Source organism: Comamonas testosteroni TK102, from assembly GCF_000739375.1.
GTDB classification, from domain to species: domain Bacteria; phylum Pseudomonadota; class Gammaproteobacteria; order Burkholderiales; family Burkholderiaceae_C; genus Comamonas; species Comamonas brasiliensis.
The window spans coordinates 5,878,983-5,899,000 of sequence record NZ_CP006704.1 but is presented as its reverse complement, the minus strand read 5'-3'; the positions used below and the strand labels follow the sequence as shown (position 1 = coordinate 5,899,000).

Annotated in this window: 16 protein-coding genes; 3 read left to right on the top strand and 13 right to left on the bottom strand. The window is 63.7% G+C overall.

Annotation, left to right across the window (positions count from 1 at the left end; all coding sequences use genetic code 11):
- Nucleotides 1-10 precede the first annotated feature (10 nt).
- From O987_RS26785 to O987_RS26765, 5 genes are all read right to left on the bottom strand, one after another.
- Entirely contained in the window at nucleotides 11-994 is a 984-nt protein-coding gene (locus O987_RS26785; RefSeq protein ID WP_080731617.1) for a Bug family tripartite tricarboxylate transporter substrate binding protein, read from the bottom strand.
- Nucleotides 995-1,085: 91 nt separating this feature from the next.
- Nucleotides 1,086-2,297 carry a tricarballylate utilization 4Fe-4S protein TcuB gene (tcuB, locus tag O987_RS26780; protein ID WP_043377077.1) on the bottom strand — a complete coding sequence of 404 codons (1,212 nt, stop codon included), beginning with the start codon at nucleotides 2,295-2,297 and terminating at the stop codon, nucleotides 1,086-1,088.
- Between the two features lie 155 nt (nucleotides 2,298-2,452).
- Complete coding sequence (gene tcuA, locus O987_RS26775) at nucleotides 2,453-3,898, bottom strand: FAD-dependent tricarballylate dehydrogenase TcuA (protein WP_003060253.1); 1,446 nt, start codon at nucleotides 3,896-3,898, stop codon at nucleotides 2,453-2,455.
- A 293-nt stretch (nucleotides 3,899-4,191) separates the two neighbouring features.
- Nucleotides 4,192-5,577: a GntP family permease gene (locus tag O987_RS26770; RefSeq protein WP_003060256.1), complete on the bottom strand. Its 1,386-nt coding sequence runs from the start codon at nucleotides 5,575-5,577 to the stop codon at nucleotides 4,192-4,194.
- A 312-nt stretch (nucleotides 5,578-5,889) separates the two neighbouring features.
- On the bottom strand, nucleotides 5,890-6,828 hold the full coding sequence (locus tag O987_RS26765) for a LysR substrate-binding domain-containing protein (RefSeq protein ID WP_003060259.1): 939 nt from the start codon (nucleotides 6,826-6,828) through the stop codon (nucleotides 5,890-5,892).
- 53 nt (nucleotides 6,829-6,881) lie between these two features.
- Between O987_RS26765 and mnmA the strand changes: the two genes are divergently transcribed.
- On the top strand, nucleotides 6,882-8,012 hold the full coding sequence (gene mnmA, locus O987_RS26760; RefSeq protein WP_043375806.1) for a tRNA 2-thiouridine(34) synthase MnmA: 1,131 nt from the start codon (nucleotides 6,882-6,884) through the stop codon (nucleotides 8,010-8,012).
- A gap of 2 nt (nucleotides 8,013-8,014) precedes the next feature.
- Here the strand turns inward: mnmA and O987_RS26755 are convergent, their stop codons facing one another.
- The 3 genes from O987_RS26755 to O987_RS26745 are packed head-to-tail and all read right to left on the bottom strand — an operon-like array spanning nucleotide 8,015 to nucleotide 11,863.
- A complete protein-coding gene (locus tag O987_RS26755; RefSeq protein WP_003060264.1) occupies nucleotides 8,015-9,211 on the bottom strand; it encodes a hypothetical protein in 1,197 nt (398 codons plus the stop codon).
- A gap of 18 nt (nucleotides 9,212-9,229) precedes the next feature.
- Nucleotides 9,230-11,170 carry an ATP-binding protein gene (locus O987_RS26750; protein ID WP_043375804.1) on the bottom strand — a complete coding sequence of 647 codons (1,941 nt, stop codon included), beginning with the start codon at nucleotides 11,168-11,170 and terminating at the stop codon, nucleotides 9,230-9,232.
- Nucleotides 11,171-11,863, bottom strand: a complete 693-nt coding sequence (locus O987_RS26745; RefSeq protein WP_003060270.1) for a LuxR C-terminal-related transcriptional regulator — start codon at nucleotides 11,861-11,863, stop codon at nucleotides 11,171-11,173. It lies immediately after the preceding gene.
- 258 nt (nucleotides 11,864-12,121) lie between these two features.
- On the opposite strand from O987_RS26745, the gene O987_RS26740 reads away from it, so the two are divergent.
- The gene (locus O987_RS26740; protein ID WP_003060272.1) at nucleotides 12,122-12,814 is read left to right on the top strand and encodes a TerC family protein; all 693 of its coding nucleotides are present in this window, start codon (nucleotides 12,122-12,124) and stop codon (nucleotides 12,812-12,814) included.
- A gap of 72 nt (nucleotides 12,815-12,886) precedes the next feature.
- Here O987_RS26740 and O987_RS26735 read toward each other — a convergent pair whose 3' ends face one another.
- From O987_RS26735 to O987_RS26720, 4 genes are all read right to left on the bottom strand, one after another.
- Nucleotides 12,887-13,312: a barstar family protein gene (locus tag O987_RS26735; RefSeq protein WP_029158432.1), complete on the bottom strand. Its 426-nt coding sequence runs from the start codon at nucleotides 13,310-13,312 to the stop codon at nucleotides 12,887-12,889.
- 142 nt (nucleotides 13,313-13,454) lie between these two features.
- Nucleotides 13,455-13,874, bottom strand: coding sequence for a ribonuclease domain-containing protein (locus O987_RS26730; RefSeq protein ID WP_003060277.1), 420 nt, complete (start codon nucleotides 13,872-13,874; stop codon nucleotides 13,455-13,457).
- 212 nt (nucleotides 13,875-14,086) lie between these two features.
- A complete protein-coding gene (putP, locus tag O987_RS26725; protein WP_043375802.1) occupies nucleotides 14,087-15,610 on the bottom strand; it encodes a sodium/proline symporter PutP in 1,524 nt (507 codons plus the stop codon).
- Nucleotides 15,611-15,737: 127 nt separating this feature from the next.
- Nucleotides 15,738-18,194: a penicillin-binding protein 1A gene (locus O987_RS26720; RefSeq protein ID WP_003060281.1), complete on the bottom strand. Its 2,457-nt coding sequence runs from the start codon at nucleotides 18,192-18,194 to the stop codon at nucleotides 15,738-15,740.
- 266 nt (nucleotides 18,195-18,460) lie between these two features.
- Here O987_RS26720 and O987_RS26715 point away from each other — a divergent pair, with 266 nt between their 5' ends.
- A complete protein-coding gene (locus O987_RS26715; RefSeq protein WP_003060284.1) occupies nucleotides 18,461-18,946 on the top strand; it encodes a glutathione peroxidase in 486 nt (161 codons plus the stop codon).
- A 66-nt stretch (nucleotides 18,947-19,012) separates the two neighbouring features.
- On the opposite strand, the gene O987_RS26710 is transcribed toward O987_RS26715, so the two are convergent.
- Complete coding sequence (locus tag O987_RS26710; protein ID WP_043375800.1) at nucleotides 19,013-19,924, bottom strand: LysR family transcriptional regulator; 912 nt, start codon at nucleotides 19,922-19,924, stop codon at nucleotides 19,013-19,015.
- Nucleotides 19,925-20,018 lie beyond the last annotated feature (94 nt).

The following is a 20,018-nucleotide window of genomic DNA, read 5'->3' as shown; positions in this document are numbered from 1 at the left end:
GCTTTGATCCTCAGTTCTGGGTGATCTTGCGTTCCTTGACCACCTTGCCCCATTGCTCGTATTCCTTCTTCATGAAGGCCGCGAACTCGGCCCGCGTCGTGGGCTGGGGCGTCAGGCCGTGGACCTTGAGCGCCTCGGCCACGCCGGGGTCCTTGAGCACCTTGACGATCTCCTGGTTCCAGCGCTCCAGCACGGGCGTGGGGGTCTTGCCGGGGGCGACGAAGGCATACCAGTTCAGCGCCTCGAAGCCCGGATAGCCGGCTTCGGCCACGGTGGGAATATTGGGCATGTAGGCGGGGCGCGTCAGGCCCGTGGTGGCCAGCGGAATCAGCTTGCCGGTCTCGACATGCGGCAGGGCCGTCGGGGGCGCGGCAAAGTAGGAGGTGACGCGTTCGCCCAGTAGGTCCTGCAGGGCCGGTGCGCCGCCCTTGTAGGGCACGTGAACCATCTCCACGCCGGCGCGCTGGTTGAACAGCTCGCCCGCCAGGTGCGAGGCCGAGCCCGCGCCGGTCGATACATAGTCCACGCTGCCGGGGCTCTTCTTGGCCTTGGCCACGAACTCGGCCAGGTTCTTCACGCCGGCGCCCTTGTGGACCACCAGCACATTGGGGAAGTTCACGCCGCCCGAGATGGGCGCCAGATCGCTGAAGGGGTTGTAGCCCACCTTCATGATGTGGGGCGCAATCGTCAGCGGGCCGATGGAGCCGAACAGCAGCACCGAGCCGTCGGCAGGTGCCTTGGCCACGAACTGGTGGGCGATATTGCCGCCCGCGCCGCCCTTGTTGTCCACCACCACGGTCTGGCCGATGTTCTCGCCGAGCTTCTTGGCAATCATGCGCGCCGCCGCATCGGCGGCGCCGCCTGCAGCAAAGCCCACGACCAGCGTCACGGGCTTGTTGGGCAGCCAGTCAGGGGCGGCCTGCGCCGCCGAGCCCAGGCTCAGCAGGCAGGCGGCCACGGCCGTGGCGCGCAGGAAATGGCGTTTGTTCATCATGGGATGTCTCCTTGGTCGGAAAGGAATGCCGGTATTCCGGCTGATTTTTTTGAAAGCAGGCACGGCGGGCGTGCCTGTCATGGGACTTCGCTCAATCAGCGCCCAGGCCGATGGGGCTGGGCTCGCGCTTTTCGGTGTTGTGGCGCAGCAGCGCAGCCGTGCGGAACACGCCGTGGGCAAACTTGCCGTAGGGCAGGGTGGCAAACAGCGCGATCACGGCGCCCAGATGCAGGCACAGCAGCAGTGCCAGCGCCGGCGTGGCGCGGCCCAGCCATAGCGCCAGGCCGCTGGCGGCCACCAGGAACAGCAGGGCGATGAAGCCGAGGTCCATGGGCTTTTGCTTGACATCGCCATGCAGCGGATGGCGGGCGCGGTTCAGCATCCAGAGGCCGGCCGTGCCGGTCATCAGGCTCACGCCTCCCAGGGCGCCCAGAATCTTGGGCAGGCTGGGCAGCTCGTAGGGCGCAGGCAGATCGAAGACATAGTGATAGACCGTGGCCAGGCCCGTGGCCGCAAAGCACAGCATGAAGCCGTAGAAGGTCAGGTGGTGGAAGCGGCGGCGCTTGAGCGTGTACTCGTCGTCCTCGTTGTGGCAGCCGTCGCCATGGCCGCCGTCCAGGTATTTCAGGCGCAGCACGTCCTGCGTGGCTTCGGCAGCGGCCGGGACGCTGACATCCACATGGCTGGTGGCGGGCTTCACATCCTTCCAGAAGCGGCGCACGCCCATGGACAGCGCAAACACCACGAACAGGAACACCGGCGCAAAGATGCCGACCAGCAGGTTGTGCGGGAACAGGTTGTAGAAGTTGTTGTCCAGATTGCCGTTCCACAGCTGGCCAATGCCGCCTTGCGCGGCGACGGCCAGCGCCAGGAACAGGAAGAGACCGGCGACCAGTGCCAGGGACAGGGTCAGGCCGTTCTTCTGGTACAGCTTGCCCATGGCGGGCGGCCAGGCATAGTCGGCATAGGTCTGGCCGCGCACTTCGGCCATGGCCTTGGGAATGTTGATGCCGAATTCGTGCGGCGGTGCGTATTGGCAGGCGTGCAGGCAGGCGCCGCAGTTGTGGCAGAGATTGGCCAGGTAATGCACGTCGGCCTTGCCGAACTCCAGACGGCGCGTCATGGCCGGGAACACGGCGCAGAAACCTTCGCAATAGCGGCAGGCATTGCAGATCTGCATCACACGCGCCACTTCGCTTTCGGCAGCGGTTTCCGTTGGGGCAGGGAGGATAGGGATGACCTTGCCGGTGGCCAGGGTCCGGGCTTCCTTGCCCAGTTCTTGCAGGGATTTCAGGGTTTGCATGTCAGTATCAATGACGTTGGGCGTGATTCGCATCACTTGAAACTGGCGTGGTCCAAGTCAGAGACGCCGAGCAAGGGCCGCCCCGCAGCGAGGGCGTTGTCCCCCTCCCAAAGAGAGAGGGGGAAGCGGCGAAGCCGCTCAGGGGGTGTTTCATTTCAGTCTTTCACTGCGCCACGGATAGCGGCTTTGCCAGCGGCAGCCAGCGCGGCATTGCGTCCGGCAATGCGGCCAAAGGCCGTGCCGATCGACATGCCCACACCGGCGGTGTAGCCCTTGCCCAGCACATTGCCGGCCATCATTTCGCCGGCCACGAACAGGTTCTGGCTGGGCTGGTCCTTGAAGCGCACGGCGGATGTGTCGTCCACCTTCAGGCCCAGATAGGTGAAGGTCACGCCGGGGCGCAGCGCATAGCCGTAGTAGGGGCCGGTATCGAGCGGGCGAGCCCAGTGTGTCTTGGCCGGAGCCAGGCCTTCGGTGTGGCAGTCGTCCAGCGCGGTATGGTCGAAATGGCCGACCTTGCAGCTGCTGTTGTAGGCATCGAGCGTGGCCATGAAGGTGTCCATGTCCAGACCCAACTTCTGTGCCAGCTCGGGCAGGGAGTCGGCCTTCACGCCGGGGAACACCGGCGGCATGAAGCGGCCTATGGCCTTGCTGTCGATGATGGAGTAGGCGATCTGGCCGGGCTGCTGGGCCACCAGACGGCCCCAGATCGCGTAGCGCTTGGGCCAGAAGTCCTCGCCCTCGTCATAAAAGCGCTGGGCATCGCGGTTCACCACCACGCCCAGCGAGACGCAGTCGATACGTGTGCAGATGCCGCCGTCGTACAGCGGAGCGCGGGCATCGATGGCCACCATGTGCGCCTGCGTGGGATCGCCCAGGCCGTCGGCGTGCTGCTCTTGCAGCATGTGCTTGAGCAGCACGCCCTGGTTGAAGGCCGTGCCGCGGATGATGAAGTTGTCTGCCGGCCATTCGCCGCGCTCGTTCTGGCCCCAGGCCTCGCGCAGCCATTCGCGGTTGGACTCGAAGCCGCCCGCCGCCAGCACGCAGCTTTTGGCCGTGATGCGCTGGCTCCCATCCTTGGTCTTGACCCAGGCAGCCTGGAACCGGCCGTTCTCGATTTCGAGCTTGTCCACGGGCGACTCGTAGCGGATTTCCACGCCCAGCTTTTCAGCGCTGCGGAAATAGGCGTTCACCAGCGCCTTGCCGCCGCCCATGAAGAAGGCATTGGTGCGCGCCACATGCAGCGCGCCCGACAGCGGCGGCTGGAAGTGCACCCCATGCCTGCGCATCCAGTTGCGGCAGGTCGAGGAGGCCCGGATCACCATGCGCGCCAGATGCTCGTTGGTGATGCCGCCCGTGACCTTGAGCAAGTCCTGCCAGTACTCTTCTTCGGGATAGGCCTCGACCAGCACGTCCTGGGGAGCGTCGTGCATGCAGCGCAGATTGCGGGTGTGGCCGGAGTTGCCGCCGCGCCAGGCGCGCGGAGCGGATTCAAGCAGCAGCACGCGGCTGCCGGCTTCGCGCGCCATCAGCGCGGCGCAGAGGGCGGCATTGCCACCACCGATGACGAGTACATCGGTGTCAAAGGCTTCAGTTTTCATGATGGGCTGCCACGGGGCGATGCCTGCAGCGGTTCAACGTGGGTGGATGTCCTCTGTCATTTCCGCTGCCGGAGCGCGGTTGACAGGGTCAGATTGGAGTTGAACGCCACTGTAGTGAGCACCGCCTCACCCGTGCAGCGGGCCGAGGGGATGGGGGTATCACCAATCGTGATGGAGTGGTTGTGCCGCAGACGAGAGCCGGCGCGATGCGGCCATGCGCCACAGGCTGCAGCCCCGGCGGCAGGCACCAGGGCCGCTGCGCTGCGGCCCCGGTGTGGCCTGGACGGCCAGCCTCAATGCACGGTGACGAGCGCGTTGAAGAGCAGCACCATGACCAGGCCCACCACGGCCACGATGGACTGCACGACCGAGATGGTCTTGGTGGCTTCGCCCATGGTCATGCCGAAGGACTCCTTGACCATCCAGAAGCCGGCGTGGTTGGCATAGTTGAAGAACAGCGAGCCGCAGCCGATGGACAGGGCCAACAGGGGCAGGTTCAGGCTGGGGTCGGCCCCCGCCAGCGGCGCGAGCAGGCCGGCAGCGCCCACGATGCCCACGGTGGCGCTGCCGGTGGAGACGGACAGCAGCATGGCGATCAGCCAGCCCAGGATCAGCGGCGGGAAGGCGAACTGCTGGGTCAGATGGACGATGGCATCACCGACCTTGGCGCTGGTCAGCATCTGCTGGAAGGCGCCGCCGCCGGCAATGATCATGATGATGGAGGCAATCGGCTTGAGGCTCTTGCCCAGCGCGTCGCGCAGCTTTTCGGTGTCGCCGCCACGGACCATGACGAGGGCCACGATGGCGAACAGCACGCCCAGCAGCATGGCGATCAGGGGATTGCCCAGAAAGCTGGCCACATGCATGGCTGCCGCGTCCTTGGGCAGCAGCATTTCGGCGACGGCATGGATCAGCATCAGAATGGCGGGCAGCAGGGCCGCCAGCACGCCCAGGGCGATGCTGGGCTGCGGGCCGGCAGCGGCTTTCTCGGTGATGGTGAACTGGTCGAGCAAGGCCTGGTCGGGCTTGGTGCTCATGCGCGGGGCGATGAAGGCGCCATAGAGCGGGCCGCCGAGAACCATGGCCGGTATGGCGGCCAGAAAGCCGTACAGCATGGTCGGGCCGACCGTGGTCTTGAGGGTGGCGATGGCGGTCAGGGGGCCTGGGTGGGGCGGAACCATGCCGTGCATGGCCGCCAGTGCCGAGATCACGGGCACGCCGACGTAGACATAGGCCGAGCCCTTGAAGCGTGCCTGGCCCTCCAGCTTGCGCGCCACGCTGAAGATCAGCGGCAGCATGACCACCAGGCCGACTTCGAAGAACATCGGGATGCCGACGATGAAGGCCACCAGGGTCATGGCCCAGGGGATCATGCGATCGGAGGAGTGCCTGAGAATGGCTTCGGCGATCTGCTCGGTGATGCCGGCATCGGCCAGGATCTTGCCCAGCATGGCGCCCAGCGCGATCACGACGCCTACGGCGCCCAGCGTTTTGCCCGCGCCGTTGGTCAGTTGCTTGACGATGGTTTCCGGATCCATGCCGGTGGCAAAGCCGACGCCGACCGAGACGATGAGCAGGGCCAGCAGCGGATGCAGCTTGATGCGCGAAACAATCAAGGCGACCAGCACCAACACGCTGACCAGTGCGGTCAGCAGCAGCTGAATATCTAGAGATGTCATAAATGAACCTTGGTTTTGGCTGGCTGTCCTGAAGCGCACTTCACATCCAGCACGAGGCAAGGCTCATATTAAAAAAGCGCACTCGCACCCGCTGTAGGCTGGCGCCGTCGGCGTGGTGCAAGTTGGATGTCGAGATGCGGCCCAGGGGGCGCAACAGCAATGTTGTAATGAAGATCTAGGTTTGCCATGAGGTATGAGCTTCACATGGCAACAAAGTTGCTGTGGAAATTACGTAAGGCCTGAGCCTTGATGTCCCGGCATCGCCTATGGCCGGCCAGCTTCGCATTCATCCCCTGTCCGGAAGATGAGGACTCAGTCCGTCAGCGATGCTCCCCGCCAGACTCCGGAATGCACCAGCTGCCGCGCGCAGTCCATCAGCACCACGCGTGCGGCCAGGGCAGCGGGCGAGAGCTCGTCGTCCGACAGGCTGCACAGCGCGGCCTTGCGCCGCACCGAGTCATCGGCGATCTGTGACCACTGGAAACGCTCGGCCGCATCGCGGTACATGCCCATGGCCGACCAGGGCTGGACCGTGGCCCCCATGCCGGCTGCGACCGCTTCCATCAGCAGGGACAGCGAGTCGATTTCCATGGCCATCTGCGACTGGAAACCGGCACTGGTGAACGAGGCCATGATGGAGCTGCGCAGGCCGTGGCTGCCCGAGGGCAGGATCAGCGGCACTTGCTGCAGCAGCTCCAGGCTGATGGGTGCGGCATGCTGGATTTGCGGCGCCACAGGCTGCTGGCGAGACTGGATCAGAAACAGCTGCTCCTCGAGCAGCGGCATCACGCTCCAGCGCCGTGCATTCTGTGTATCAAAGAGAATGGCAAGGTCCAGCTGTCGGGCGTTGAGAAGACTGGTCAGATGTCCTGACAGCGCAGACACGATGTGCAGACGCACTTCGGGGTAGCGCTCGCGCATGGCGCGCATCAGCGGCAGGCCCAGCACATTCGCAATCGTGGGCGACAGGCCCATGCTGACGGCGCCCGACAGCCGCGCCTGCTGGGCCGCGTGAATGGCCTGCTGGGCATGGCGCAGGGTGAGCTGGGCCTGGTGGAAAAAGGCCTGGCCGGCTTCGGTAGGGATGACGCCGCGCGGTGTGCGCTGCAGCAGCCGGGTCGAGAGTTCGGACTCCAGGCGGCTGATCTGCTGGCTCAGAGCCGACTGCACCATGTCCAGATCCAGCGCTGCCCGGCTCATGGAGCCCAGTTCAACAATTCGTACAAAGTAGCGCAGCTGGCGCAGTTCCATGGCAAATCCTCACGCCCGCAGCAGTTGACGGGCGCTGGGATAATCGCATACCTATGAGCAACAAGCAGCGTGTCGTGGTGGGTTTGTCGGGCGGTGTGGATTCCGCCGTCACCGCCTATCTTCTCAAACAGCAGGGCCACGAGGTCGTCGGCATCTTCATGAAGAACTGGGAGGATGACGACGACAGCGAATACTGCTCGTCGAATATCGATTTCGTCGATGCGGCGGCCGTGGCCGACGTGATCGGCATCGAGATCGAGCACGTGAACTTCGCCGCCGACTACAAGGATCGGGTGTTTGCCGAGTTCCTGCGCGAGTACCAGGCCGGTCGCACGCCCAATCCGGACGTGTTGTGCAATGCGGAGATCAAGTTCAAGGCCTTCCTCGACCATGCCATGCGTCTGGGCGCCGAGAAGATAGCCACCGGCCACTACGCACGTGTGCGCCAGAATCCGTCCACCCAGCTGTTCGAGCTGCTCAAGGGCCTGGATAGCAGCAAGGATCAGAGCTATTTTCTGCATCGGCTGAACCAGGCCCAGTTGTCCAAGGCCATGTTTCCCGTGGGCGAGCTGCACAAGACCGAGGTGCGCCGCATTGCCGAGGAGATCGGCCTGCCCAATGCCAGGAAGAAGGACTCGACGGGCATCTGCTTCATCGGCGAGCGCCCGTTCCGCGACTTCCTGAACCGCTACATCAGCAAGGAGCCGGGACCGATCCTGGACGACCGCAACCGCAAGCTGGGCAAGCATGTGGGCCTGTCCTTCTACACGCTGGGGCAGCGTTCGGGTCTGGGCATTGGCGGCGTCAAGGAAAAGGGTGCAGCCCGTGGTGCGGGCGACCATGCGCCCTGGTTTGTGGCGCGCAAGGAAATGGACAAGAACATTCTGCGCGTGGTGCAGGGCCATGACCATCCGCTGCTGCTGTCGCATGCGCTGCTGGCCGATCAGGTCAGCTGGGTGGCCGGCCATGCCCCGGCACAGGGCAAGGCCTACGGCTCCAAGACCCGCTACCGCCAGCCGGATTCCCCGGCGCTGATTTCCCAGGCTTCCGAGGCGGGCTTCCGCCTGGACTTTCCCGAAGCGCAATGGGCTGTCACCCCTGGTCAGTCCGCCGTGCTCTATGACGGCGATGTCTGCCTGGGAGGCGGCATCATTGCGCAGGTCGATCCCGCAGCCGCTCGGTAACGCTAGTAATCGCGGTTCTGGTCAAACCATTGCCCGGCCTGCTCATGCGTCAGCTTCAGGGCCAGCGCCGCAGGCAGTTGTGCCAGCTGCTGCACGGCCAGTCCCAGGTCTTCACGTTCGCTGGTCTCAATGCCTTTGACCGTGTTGAAGCGGGCGGTAAAGGTCGTCAGTGCAGCTTGTACATGGGCAAGGCTGCTGGCCGCGCCGATCTCCTGTTCGGCCAGGTCGTAAGCTGCATGCGCGATCCTGGCGCGGGCTGCGGCCCAGCCTGCAAATGGCCGCCCATATTCCTTGGTCCACCATTCGGGCTTGCGTAGCTGGCTGACGGATGTGTAGTCGGCCCAGGGTCGTGACTTGGTGCGCTCCTTGAGCTGCTGGCGCAGGCGTTTTCCGGCAGCTTCTTCAACGTTGTAGGCGATGAAGGAGTCCAGTTGCGGCCAGACTTGCAGCGCTGGAAGCTCCGACAGATGGCGCATAAAACGCAGTGCTAGCGTCCTGAGCTGCGTGCATGAAGAAAGCTGGGCCAGGTCGCTGTGATTCCCCCACAGGGAAAGCGAATCCAGCTTCGAAAATTGCAGCAGATTCTGCAGCGAAACAGCTTGCTTACCCGCACCGTTGCGCAGCTCCAGCGTACCGACCTGTTTCAGGCTGCCCATGTCGGGCAGCTGGAAGGCTTTGTCGGCCGGGTTCTTGCTGGTGGCCGGGCTCAAACTCAGGCTTTCAGGCAGGCCTGCTGTGACGGTGATTTGCTCCAGATTGCCCTGCAGATGAAGGTGCATGCCCTGCTGCGGCAGCTTCAGGTGGATATGGCCTTGATGGCCGGCCTGCAGATGAATGCTCAGCTCGCGAATCTGTGACTGACTGGCGTCGATATGCACGTCTTGCTGCAGCTGCGGGTACCAGCTGAAGTTTTCGATAGGGCGCAACTGCGCCCATGTGAAAAAACCGTGGTCATTGCCCGTGTAGTAGAAGCTGCGCGGCCAGGGCGAGCCGGCAGGCGTGGCAAACGGGTCAAAGCAGTGCCAGAGCACGCAGGCGTCGACCGGCAGCCGCAGGTCGGCGGTTTTCAGCAGCTTCTCGGGACCCAGGCTCAGACTGCCTTGACCGGGGCTGGTTTTGAGTCTGTGCGGTGCACCTGACGTCAGTTGAAGGGTGAAGATGCCGTCTTCATGCGGTGTTCCGTCGATAAGCAGGGGCATGCAGAAAGCTTAGCGCAGTTACAGCACGCTCTGCGCCGTCGGCATGGCACTCTGTACCTCGGTGTGGCGTTGCACCTTGCCGAGCAGCGGCAGGCTGGCGCGCAGCTCGGTGCGACCGGGGCGGGACTGTATGACCAGAGTGCCCTGCAGGCGCTCCAAACGCGCCAGCATGCTGCGCATGCCCACGCCCATGCTGTTGATCTGGGTGCTGTCGAGGTCAAAGCCTGTGCCGTTGTCCTCGATCTGCAACTGCAACTCCCTGGAATCAGGAATCTCCAGCCGAACTTCTACCTGGCTGGCGCGGCTGTGCTTGACGACATTGGTCAAAGCCTCTTCCAGCACACGGGTCAGCGTCAGACACTGGATGGGGCTGGGCGCGTGAGCCCAGTAGGTGGGCAGGCTCCATTTGACCTGAATGTCCAGCTCCTCGAACAGCCTTGCAAAGCGGTGGCGCAGCGGTGCAAGCCATTGCACGGGTGTCTCGGGAACCTGGATGGCGGCGCTGGTGCCGGTATCAATCATCTGGCGCAGGTCGTCACGCATGAGCTTGAGCATGGACAGCACCTGGGCATTGGGCAAAGGAGTGCTGCTTTGCTCGACCAGCGCAATGGAGCGCACCAGAGAGCCTCCCAGCCCATCGTGCAGATCCTGGGAAATGCGCAGCCGCTCCTGCAGGCGCGAGTGGCTCAGAGCCAGGTGGTGCTCTCTCTCCAGAGTCTGGCTCAGGTCATCGCAGGCCTGGGTGACCGTGAGGCTGAGCTCGTGATTGAAGCGCTCGATGTGGCGCATGTTCTTGACGATCTGTCGCCCCAGCAACCAGGCGATCACCAGCATGCTCATCAAGGTGGTGTAGGGAATCAGCGTCAGATTGTGATCCAGGGCCTTGGTCAGCAGCAGCAGGTCGTGCACGCCGATGGCCAGGTAGAGCACGAAGCAGAGACTGAAAATGATGTGGGCCGGCGTGCGCGTCTGCAGCGCACGCAGCGGAAACAGCAGGCAGACCAGAGCGCAAAGACAGAACATCAGCAGCCAGATGGCCTGGCTCAGCGCCATCTGTGCCTCGGGCACGGTCAGGGCGAACACGGCGCACAGGCTGCACAGTCCGGTCAGCGTGCGCTCCAGTTTTTTCAGGCTTAAATCGGCAAAACGCAGCGCAAAAATGCAGAACGTGTAGGTAAAGGCGATGAAAATCAGCAAATTGCCTCGGGCGAAGGCCTGCGTGCTGGCAAAGGGCCAGGGATCCGTCATGACGATGAAGCACAGCATCAGTGCCCAGCACAGCAGATTGAGTGCGTACCAGCCATAGAGTTTCTGGTAGCGATGGTGTAGCCAGGCAAATGCAAACAGCAGGCACAGCACCAGGCTGACCGTGATGCAGACCACATAGATGGTGCGCAGGCTCCAGGTGGCCTGTGCCGTCCATTGCTCCAGCTCGGCGGGGTCTCCCAGGCGCAGCCGTCCCAGGCCCGGCGTCTGGCTGCTGATTCCATGGATGCGCACCCAGATGCTATTGCCTTGCTCCTTGAGCAGTGCCTTGGGCAGCAGCCAGTAGCGCGGCATGTTCCAGCTGCGGCTCAGGGGCTCCACCAGCGACTGGTCGCGCCAGATCAGTTCCGAATTCACGAACACCTCACCTGCCATCACCATATTGATGACGGCCAGAGCCACAGGTTGGTCGTGCCCGCAGCGGCTTTCCCAGTCGATGCGGTACCAGGCGGCGCCGTCATACCCGGGCCAGCGCTGACTCCAATCGTCCAGCGGCGGCACATCCACCCACTGCAGCAGGGCTGCATCGGGCGGAGGGCCTTCGGGAAAAGCCTTGGCCGATTGGCGGGCCACGATGCGGGGCTCGCAGCGCAGGTCTTGAGGCTTGGCCTCCTGTGCCCAGGCCATGCTGCAGCTCCATCCCAGGATGAGCGCAAATATCAGGCGGAGCATGAGAGCCGTCCGCTCGGGCATTCAGATCAGCAAACCGCGCGCACGGGCCTCGCTGACCGCCTTGGTGCGGGAAGGCACGGCCAGCTTGCGGTAGATGTTTTTCACATGGCATTCCACCGTGTACCGCGAGAGAAAGAGCGACTCTGCGATCTCCCTGTTGGTCATGCCATCGGCCACCAACTTGAGGATCTGGAGTTCGCGGGTGCTGAGTACGGCCTCGGGCGGCATCGCCTTGTGCGCTTCCGTGGGCTGGGCCGGCTGCAGCTCGGCAATGATGCGCCGTGCAATGAACGGGTCGATGGGGGCGCCGCCGCGCAGCACGCTGCGGATGGACAGCGTGACTTCCAGGTCGTCGCGCTCCTTGAGCACATAGCCGTTGGCCCCGGCGCGCAGCGCCGAAAGAATGGCGTCCTCGGTGCTCCAGGCCGAGATGACCAGAATGCCCATGCCGGGGTCTGCGGCACGCAGCTGGCTGATCAGGTCGATGCCGCTGCCGTCGGGAAGCCCCAGGTCCACCAGCGCCATGGCCACCGGATGCTCCGCCAGCTGCGCTCGTGCCTGTTTCAGGGTTGCGCAAAAAATGAGAGCATCATCCGCATACCCGAGGCCGCGCAAAATGCTTTCCAGCCTGTTGCGGATCAGCGGCTCATCCTCCACCACGAGCAAGGGGCTGGGGAGGATGGACTCGGTGGGTAGGGAGAATGTCTCTGCCATATTGTGTGGGGTACCGCTGATATTGTGGCGTACTGTCACCGAGATCCAGTGGTTTGCCTATCACTGAAAACTGGTAATTTGAAGCGCTTGCAGTGGCTTGCCAGGTCCGCAATTCCCATGACGCCAGAAGCAATACGCCGGCAGCGGCCGCCAGAGCCAGTTGGCTAAACTTTCCTGCATGGATAGCTCCCGGCTGTGCAGCGCGGGGCGTTCGTCCGTTCAAGTGGCAACGGACAAAGAACTCAGGAAACTCTCCCCATGGATGTCATGCTCGGTGCCGATTTCTGGATCGGCTTGTTCAAGATTGTCTGGATCAACATCATTCTCTCGGGCGACAACGCGGTGGTCATCGCCCTGGCCGCACGCGGACTGCCGCCCGAGCAGCAGAAAAAAGCGGTCATGCTCGGCTCCGGCGCTGCCGTGGTGCTGCGGATTGCCCTGACGGTAGTCGCGGCCAAGCTGATGCAGCTGCCGTTTGTGGAAGTCATCGGCGGCCTGCTGCTGTTGTGGATCGGTGTGGGCCTGCTCAAGGGCGAAGATGAAGCGGAGGATTCCGGCAGCGTGGCCAGGCAGGGCATGATGGCTGCTGTTCGCACCATCTTGCTCGCCGATCTGGTCATGAGCCTGGACAATGTGATTGCCGTGGCGGCGGCGGCGGGCGGCGACATGCTGCTGCTGGTCCTGGGCCTGGCCATCAGCATTCCGCTGGTCATCTTCGGCTCTACGCTGATGATCAAGCTGATGGAGCGCTTCCCGGTAATCGTCACTCTGGGCGCTGCACTGATTGGCTGGGTGGCCGGCGAAACCATCACCAGCGACCATCTGCTCGAAGGCTTTGTAGAGGTCAATCCCTGGGCGCATTACGCGGCGGCGGCCTGTGGCGCCGTGCTGGTGATTGCGATGGGCAAGTGGATGCAGCAGAAGGCTGCAGCCCAGGGCAGAACGGCCTGAGCCTCCGGCGATGAAAGCAAAAACGCCCGTATTCAAGACGGGCGCTTTGTGCAGGGGTCAAGCCGCTAGGGCTTACAGGAAGGAGTAGAAGCAGCGGAAGGAGATCTTGCGCTCTGCCCAGAAGTCTGCGGTGTCGCGGAACACGTCCAGCAGCTGCTCGCGCACTTCCTTGTCGAACTTGGGAGTGGTCGGGATCTGGTCGAGCACCACCACAAAACCGGGCTGGGGGCCCGATTTGTTGATCGGCTCGGTCATGCAGTCATACAGCGCATCCCAGTTCTTGCCAAAGTGCGCCGGCAGGTAGAACTGGGTGGACAGCAGCTCGAACACATCGGCCTTGGTCTGGGCATGGGCCAGATTGGCATACAGGAAATGGGAGCCCAGCGCCTCTGCTGCGGCCTGAAGATCAGGTATGCGGAAGGCACGAATGGATTGCACGATGTTCGGGCGAACATTGCGCAACGGTGTTTCCGAGGGCTTACGAAGTGGCGTGTCCATCTCCGTGATTCTTTCTAAAAACATCAAAACTGGTGGCAGAGGCGGTACTGACAGCGCTGTAGGCTATCTGCGCAAACCGCCGCTGCGGAATTTAAGAGGTCAAGAGCCGCTGTATGGCGGGCCTGCAGAGCGTCTTTGAATGTCATTGAACGATCTGCTGAAAGCTGTTGTAGTGGTCGCCCGTGTAGAAGCAGGCATCGGGCACCTGGGGCTGCAAGCCGCCGCAGACGATGCGCCGCGCACCCCGGTTTCTCGCGCCCGGCGTGCGCACCGTGTATTCACGGTAGTAGCCTCTGGCCTGGCGCGGAAGTATGCGCTCACGGTTGCCGAATACCGAGCCGTCCTTGTCGTTCGAGAACGGCCCGCCTTGCAGGATGCGACCATAGGTGGTGCGGCCTTCGCGGGGCAGGTCGGCCAGGCTTACGGTCTCAAAACCGGAAACGGGGACACCGACTTCGGGCGCTTTGCGCGCCAAAGCCGCAGGGGATGCCAGCGCAAAAGCGGCACCCAGCATCAACGCTAAACCCGTCTGATATACCTTGGCTGCAGCGGCCTTGAGCATTCACTAAACCTTTCAGAATCTCAGGTAATGCCTGAAATTTCGACCCGTAAGTGTGACGGATAGGCCTTGAAAATGCAAGTTGCGCCTATTTTTTGTGCAGTTGCCGGGGCCGCTGCCTGGGCTGTTCTGGCTCCCGCGTCCCGGCTGTTTCGGCAACAAAAAGGCCCTGCCGGCATGGCCGGGCAGGGCCTTGGCGCAGCAGCCCAAGCTGCTTATTCACCGTGGGCGGCGATTTCGGCTTCCACCTCGTGGTGCTTGGCTGCGATCGTGGCCGAAGGCGCTTTGTCCAGCAGGCTGACTACTACGATAGCAATAGCAGACAACGCAAACCCGGGAACGATTTCATAGAGCTTGAACCACTGGCAATGCTGCCAGACCAGCACCGTGACCGCCCCCACGACCATGCCGGCCAGGGCGCCGTTGCGTGTCATGCGGGCCCAGAGCAGCGAGATCAGCACCAGCGGGCCGAAGGCTGCGCCGAAGCCGGCCCAGGCATTGCTGACCATGCCCAGCACCTTGGCCTTGGGGTCCTGCGCGATGAGGATGGCAATCACGGCAATCGCGAACACCATGGCGCGGCCAAACCAGACCAGCTGCTTCTGGCTGGCGTTCCTGTGCAGAAAGGTCTTGTAGATATCCTGGGTGAGGGCGCTGGAGCAGACCAGCAACTGGCAGGACAGGGTGCTCATCACGGCGGCCAGCACGGCGGCCAGCAGCACGCCGCTGATCCAGGGGTTGAACAGCAGCTTGGCGACTTCCAGGAACACCAGCTCGTGGTTGCCATTGACGTTCACCGCGATATCGGGGCGGCTGGCAAAGAACGCAATGCCGAAGAAGCCCACGGCCACGGCGCCGCCCAGGCACAGCACCATCCAGGTCATGCCGATGCGGCGTGCGTTGGGAATGGTCTTGATTGACTCGGCTGCCATGAAGCGCACCAGAATGTGGGGCTGGCCGAAGTAGCCCAGACCCCAGGCCAGCAAGGAGATGATGGCAATCGTCCCCTGGCCCTTGAACATGTCGAAGGCGCCGCTGCGGGCGGTTTCTATGATGGCCGCGCTGGCACCCACGCCGCCGTCGGCATAGATCACCATCAGCGGCGCGAGGATCAGTGCGGTGATCATCAGCGAAGCCTGGATCGTGTCGGTCCAGCTCACAGCCAGAAAGCCGCCGATGAACACATAGGCCATGGTGGCCACGGCACCCACCCACAGGGCGGTCTGGTAGTCCATGCCGAACATGGATTCGAACAAGCGGGCGCCGGCGACCACGCCGGAGGCGCAGTAGACGGTGAAGAACACCAGAATCACCAGCGCAGTGACGATGCGCAGCAGGCTGCTGCCGTCCTCGAAGCGATTGGTGAAGTAGTCGGGCAGGGTCAGCGCATTGCCCACCTTCTCTGTGTAGACGCGCAGGCGCGCCGCGACAAAGCGCCAGTTGAGCCAGGCACCGATGCACAGGCCGATGGCAATCCACGAGGCCGACAGGCCGGTGGCAAACACCGCCCCGGGCAGGCCCATGAGCAGCCAGCCGCTCATGTCCGATGCCCCGGCCGACAGGGCCGTGACCACCGAGCCCAGACTGCGTCCGCCCAGAATGTAGTCGGACAGGTTGGACGTGGCTTTGTATCCCGCCCAGCCTATGAGCAGCATGCCCAGCAGGTAGATGGCAAAGGTGACGATGGTTGGCGTATTGGCGGTCATGTCGGCTTCGGGTCGGCGCAGCGCTTTCGGCATGTGGGTTTCATGCCCGGCGAAAACAAATCCGCCAGCGGCCTCCTGGTGGGAGACCTGCTGGCGGGTATTAGTCTGCAATTGGACCAGTTATTCGACAGCCCAGTGGGGCATGTGGCTGAAAACCGCGCTACTGGTTGTCCTGCGGTGCATTCAGTGGCGCCGCTGGCGGCAGCGGTGTGCCTATATCGCTCCAGCTTGAAGGCGCGGGGGTTCTGGCCGGTGCCGGCATCATCTCGCCGGGCGCCAGCCCGGGGCTGCTGTCCAGATCGGGCGGCTGGGCGTTGCTGTCGGCAGGCGCCGGCTGGACGGCGGTCGAGGGCGGCGCTGCGGGCGTGCTCTCGATGATGTCGACCTCGCTGCCATTGCTCCTGTTGGGTGCTGGATGTGCGGGAGTCGTCGGCGCTGAATGGCCCTCGTCTGCCGGCCCGCTCCATTGCTGCAGCTTGTCGCGCAGACGGCCCACCAGATCGCTCCACCAGTGGCTGGTGTTGGGCTCGGTGAATCTGGCCTTGGCATTGAGCAACGGGCTGCGCAGGGCGCGCGACATGAAGTCGCCCACCATGGGCAGCGCGCTGCGCGAACCCTGGCCCCACTGGTCGCTCTTGAGCGTGATGCGCGCATCGTTGAAGCCGGCCCAGGCGCCGGCCACGATCTGCGGGTGCATGAGGATGAACCAGCCGTCCGCATTGCCCTGGGTGGTGCCAGTCTTGCCGGCCACATCGGCGCGAATGCCGTATTGCTTGCGGATCGCGCGGCCCGTGCCCTTGTCGATCACGGCGCGCATCATCTCCAGCAGACCGTAGTTCTCTTCCTCGTCCCAGACCTGATCGGGCTTGGGCGGGGTGAATTCGGCCAGCAGCTCGCCGTCGGCATTCTCGATACGGGTGACCAGCTGGGGCGGAATGTAGTGGCCGGAGTTGGCAATGCTGCCGTAGGCATTGACCATTTCCAGCAGCGTGACGGGGCTGGAGCCCAGCGCCAGCGAAGGCACGGGCTCCAGCGGGCTCTGGCGCACGCCCAGAGCGCGTGCCAGCTTGATGACGCGGTCCATGCCCACTTCCTGACCCAGCTCGGCCGTGATGGTGTTCTTGGAATAGGCCAGCGCATCGCTGAGCTTCATGGGCACGCCCGTGGGCTCGACGGCATCGCTGGGACGCCAGACCTCGCCGCCGGGCAACTGGATTTCCACGGCTTCGTCCTTGCGCGTGTCGTCAGGCCTGGCGCCGCGCTGCAGGGCTGCGCCATAGACAAAGGGCTTGAAGGTGGAGCCGGGCTGGCGACGCGCCTGGGCCACATGGTCGAAAGCATCCTGGGCATAGTCGCGGCTGCCCACCCAGGCCAGCACGGCCGAGGTGCGCGGGTCAATGGCCAGAAAGCCGGCCTGCACGCGGGTCTTGTCCTCGCGCAGCTGTCTCATGAAGGCCTTGTCGGCCAGCAGCTTCTTGAGCGCCTCTTCTTCGCTGATATCGGAAGGCCTGCCGCTTCTGGCGAGCTTGCGGAAGGCCTCCGTCTCGCGCACCAGCTGCAGCACCAGCGCATTGTCGGCACTCCAGCCGTCCCGGTGGCTCCAGTTGTTGTTGGCAATGCCCTGCAGCGTTTGCATCTGGCGGTTCACGGCCTGCTGCGCCCAGTTCTGCAGGCGCGAATCCAGGGTGGTGCGCACTACCAGACCGTCGGTATAGATGTTGTAGTCGTGCTTGTCCGCCCAGGCGATCAGCCATTTGCGCAGCTGCTGGGAAAAATGCGGCGCCATGCCCGTGGGCTCCTCCTGGCGCTCGAAGTCCAGACGCATGGGGCGCTTCTTGAGGCGTTCGAACTCATCGTCCTTGAGCTCGCCGCGCTTGACCATCTGGCTCAGCACGGTGTTGCGCCGGGCAATCGCGCGGTCGGGATTGATCACCGGGTTGTAATAGGCATTGCCCTTGAGCATGCCCACCAGCGTGGCGCTTTCCAGCACCGTGAGCTTGGCCGCAGGTTTGTCGAAATAGGTGCGCGCCGCCATCTCTATCCCATAGGCGTTGTAGAGAAAGGGCACGGTGTTCAGATAGGTCTCGAGAATCTCGTCCTTGGTGTAGAGCGCTTCGATCTTGAAGGCCGTGATCGCCTCCTTGAGCTTGCGGTTCACATTGCGGGCGCGGCCGATTTCCGTGGGGTAGAGATTGCGCGCCAGCTGCTGGGTGATGGTGGAGCCGCCCTGGGGGTTGCCGCCCAGTGTATGGATGACCGACCCCACGGTGCGCGTGAAGTCCATGCCGTGGTGTTCGTAGAAGCGGTGGTCCTCGGTGGCCACGAGGGCCTTGACCACGGCAGGCGAAATTTGCTCCAGTGGCACCCACTGGCGGTTGCTGCGCTTGAACTCGCCGAGCAGCTTGCCGTCGGCGCTCAGGATCTGCGCGGGCTGCTCTAGCTTGGCCTTGCGGATGTCGCTGATGCTGGGCGTGAACGGAATCAGCAGCAGCGCATAGACGACAAACAGCACCGGCAAGGCTGCGGCAAACCACAGCCATTCACGCTGCGTCGGCCAGCGACGCCACCAGGGCAGGGCCGCAATGCGCTGGCCGGCAGTGCTGGCGCGAGCGCGCATCCACAGAGCTGTGGCCCGAGCTACCCATTTTTCTTTCAATTCGTTCAAGGACAAACGCACGTGGCAAGGCAGCCCGCCAAGGGCCGCAAGAAGGCAAGACTGCGAAGAATGCCCAAAAAACAGGCGCTCTGCTTGCGGGGATCGGTTTTTCTATGGTCGCAGCCCCGGTATTGTCTCCGTGGCGCGGCTATGCAGGGTTGTTTCTAGCTGCAAGACAAGTTGCCGACTGCCTTAAGCTTGCGGCTTCGCATTGGCGGGAGAGCAGCATGGCAAACAGCGTTTATGACTTTGAAGCCACCGACATCCACGGGCGCAGTGTCCCTCTGTCGCAGTACCAGGGCAAGGTGTTGCTGATCGTGAATACCGCCAGCGCCTGCGGCTTCACGCCCCAGTACAAGGGGCTACAGGCCCTGCACGAGCAATATGCGGACCGGGGCCTGGTGGTGCTGGGCTTTCCCTGCAACCAGTTCGGTGCCCAGGAGAAAGGCTCGGATGACGAGATCGCGAGCTTTTGCGAGCTGAACTTCGGCGTCAGCTTCCCGCTCATGCACAAGATCGAGGTCAATGGCGACGGTGCGCATCCGCTGTACCGCTGGCTGACCTCCGAAGCGCCGGGCGTGCTGGGCACCAAGTCCATCAAATGGAATTTCACCAAATTCCTGGTGGGCCGCGACGGACAGGTAATACGCCGCTATGCACCCCAGGACAAGCCCGAGAAGCTGGCGGACGATATCCAGGCGGCTCTGGGTTGATGCTGCAGCTATCGTTTCGATAGCTGAAAGCGCTTTCCCAGTAAATGCTGGAGGCGGTTTTGATGCTCAGTCTTCCGGCAAGGTCCTGAAGGATTGGGCCAGATGGTCAAGCAGCGTGCGCACGGCAGGCAGCTGCCCGCGGCGCGAGGCATAGACGGCGTGGATGATCTCAGGCCGCGGCTGCCAGCCCGGCAACACCTGCACCAGTGTGCCGCTGCGCAGTTCCTCGCGCACAAACATATTGGGCAGCTGCACCACGCCGGCACCCAGCACGGCCGCGTCGCGCAGGGCCAGCATGGACTGCGTCACCAGCCTTGGCTGGTGCCTGACCTCGGCGCGCACGGCGTCGGGGCCGTGCAGCACCCAGCGGTGGGTTTCCTGCACGCCACCCGTATCCAGGCTGGGCCAGGCCGACAGATCCATGGGCCCGCCGGGCGGGCCCAGGCGCTGCAGCAGCTCGGGTGCGGCCACCAGGCATTGCCGGCGCTCGGCCAGCGTGCGCAGCACCAGATCGCTGTCCTGCAGCGGCGGCGGGCGCACGCGCAGGGCCAGATCCAGCCCCTCGCCGACCACGTCCACGCGCCGGTTGGTCTCGTCCACCTGCAGCTCCACGCGCGGGTACTGGCGCATGAATTCGCCCAGCATGTGGCCCACGCGTGAGGCCAGCAGCGCCACGGGGCAGCTCATGCGCACCTTGCCGCAGGGCTCGGAATGCACCAACGCCACCGACTCTTCGGCGGCCTCGGCCTCGGTCAGCATGGCGCGGCAGTGCTGGTAGTAGCGCTTGCCCACCTCGGTCACGGCAAAGCTGCGCGTGGAACGCAGCAGCAACTGCGCGCCCAGGCGGTCCTCGAGCAGGGCCACGCGGCGGCTGAGCTTGGACTTGGGTAGTCCCAGTGCGCGGCCTGCGGGCGCGAATCCGCCGTGCTCCACCACCTGGGCGAAGTAGTAAAGCTCGTTGAGATCGGGCAGCTTCATCGTTTTAAAAATAGAACTCTGAGGCTAAATATTGTGGACTACTCAAGTCATCGTTCCAAATTCATACTTATCCCATGTTCAACACCTGCAGTGA

What these genes read in the sequence shown, in the direction of transcription:
- O987_RS26785 (WP_080731617.1), bottom strand. Translation starts at nt 994, where the DNA reads ATGATGAACAAACGCCATTTCCTGCGCGCCACGGCCGTGGCCGCCTGC.
- tcuB (WP_043377077.1), bottom strand. Translation starts at nt 2,297, where the DNA reads ATGCAAACCCTGAAATCCCTGCAAGAACTGGGCAAGGAAGCCCGGACC.
- tcuA (WP_003060253.1), bottom strand. Translation starts at nt 3,898, where the DNA reads ATGAAAACTGAAGCCTTTGACACCGATGTACTCGTCATCGGTGGTGGC.
- O987_RS26770 (WP_003060256.1), bottom strand. Translation starts at nt 5,577, where the DNA reads ATGACATCTCTAGATATTCAGCTGCTGCTGACCGCACTGGTCAGCGTG.
- O987_RS26765 (WP_003060259.1), bottom strand. Translation starts at nt 6,828, where the DNA reads ATGGAACTGCGCCAGCTGCGCTACTTTGTACGAATTGTTGAACTGGGC.
- mnmA (WP_043375806.1), top strand. Translation starts at nt 6,882, where the DNA reads ATGAGCAACAAGCAGCGTGTCGTGGTGGGTTTGTCGGGCGGTGTGGAT.
- O987_RS26755 (WP_003060264.1), bottom strand. Translation starts at nt 9,211, where the DNA reads ATGCCCCTGCTTATCGACGGAACACCGCATGAAGACGGCATCTTCACC.
- O987_RS26750 (WP_043375804.1), bottom strand. Translation starts at nt 11,170, where the DNA reads ATGCCCGAGCGGACGGCTCTCATGCTCCGCCTGATATTTGCGCTCATC.
- O987_RS26745 (WP_003060270.1), bottom strand. Translation starts at nt 11,863, where the DNA reads ATGGCAGAGACATTCTCCCTACCCACCGAGTCCATCCTCCCCAGCCCC.
- O987_RS26740 (WP_003060272.1), top strand. Translation starts at nt 12,122, where the DNA reads ATGGATGTCATGCTCGGTGCCGATTTCTGGATCGGCTTGTTCAAGATT.
- O987_RS26735 (WP_029158432.1), bottom strand. Translation starts at nt 13,312, where the DNA reads ATGGACACGCCACTTCGTAAGCCCTCGGAAACACCGTTGCGCAATGTT.
- O987_RS26730 (WP_003060277.1), bottom strand. Translation starts at nt 13,874, where the DNA reads ATGCTCAAGGCCGCTGCAGCCAAGGTATATCAGACGGGTTTAGCGTTG.
- putP (WP_043375802.1), bottom strand. Translation starts at nt 15,610, where the DNA reads ATGCCGAAAGCGCTGCGCCGACCCGAAGCCGACATGACCGCCAATACG.
- O987_RS26720 (WP_003060281.1), bottom strand. Translation starts at nt 18,194, where the DNA reads ATGCGCGCTCGCGCCAGCACTGCCGGCCAGCGCATTGCGGCCCTGCCC.
- O987_RS26715 (WP_003060284.1), top strand. Translation starts at nt 18,461, where the DNA reads ATGGCAAACAGCGTTTATGACTTTGAAGCCACCGACATCCACGGGCGC.
- O987_RS26710 (WP_043375800.1), bottom strand. Translation starts at nt 19,924, where the DNA reads ATGAAGCTGCCCGATCTCAACGAGCTTTACTACTTCGCCCAGGTGGTG.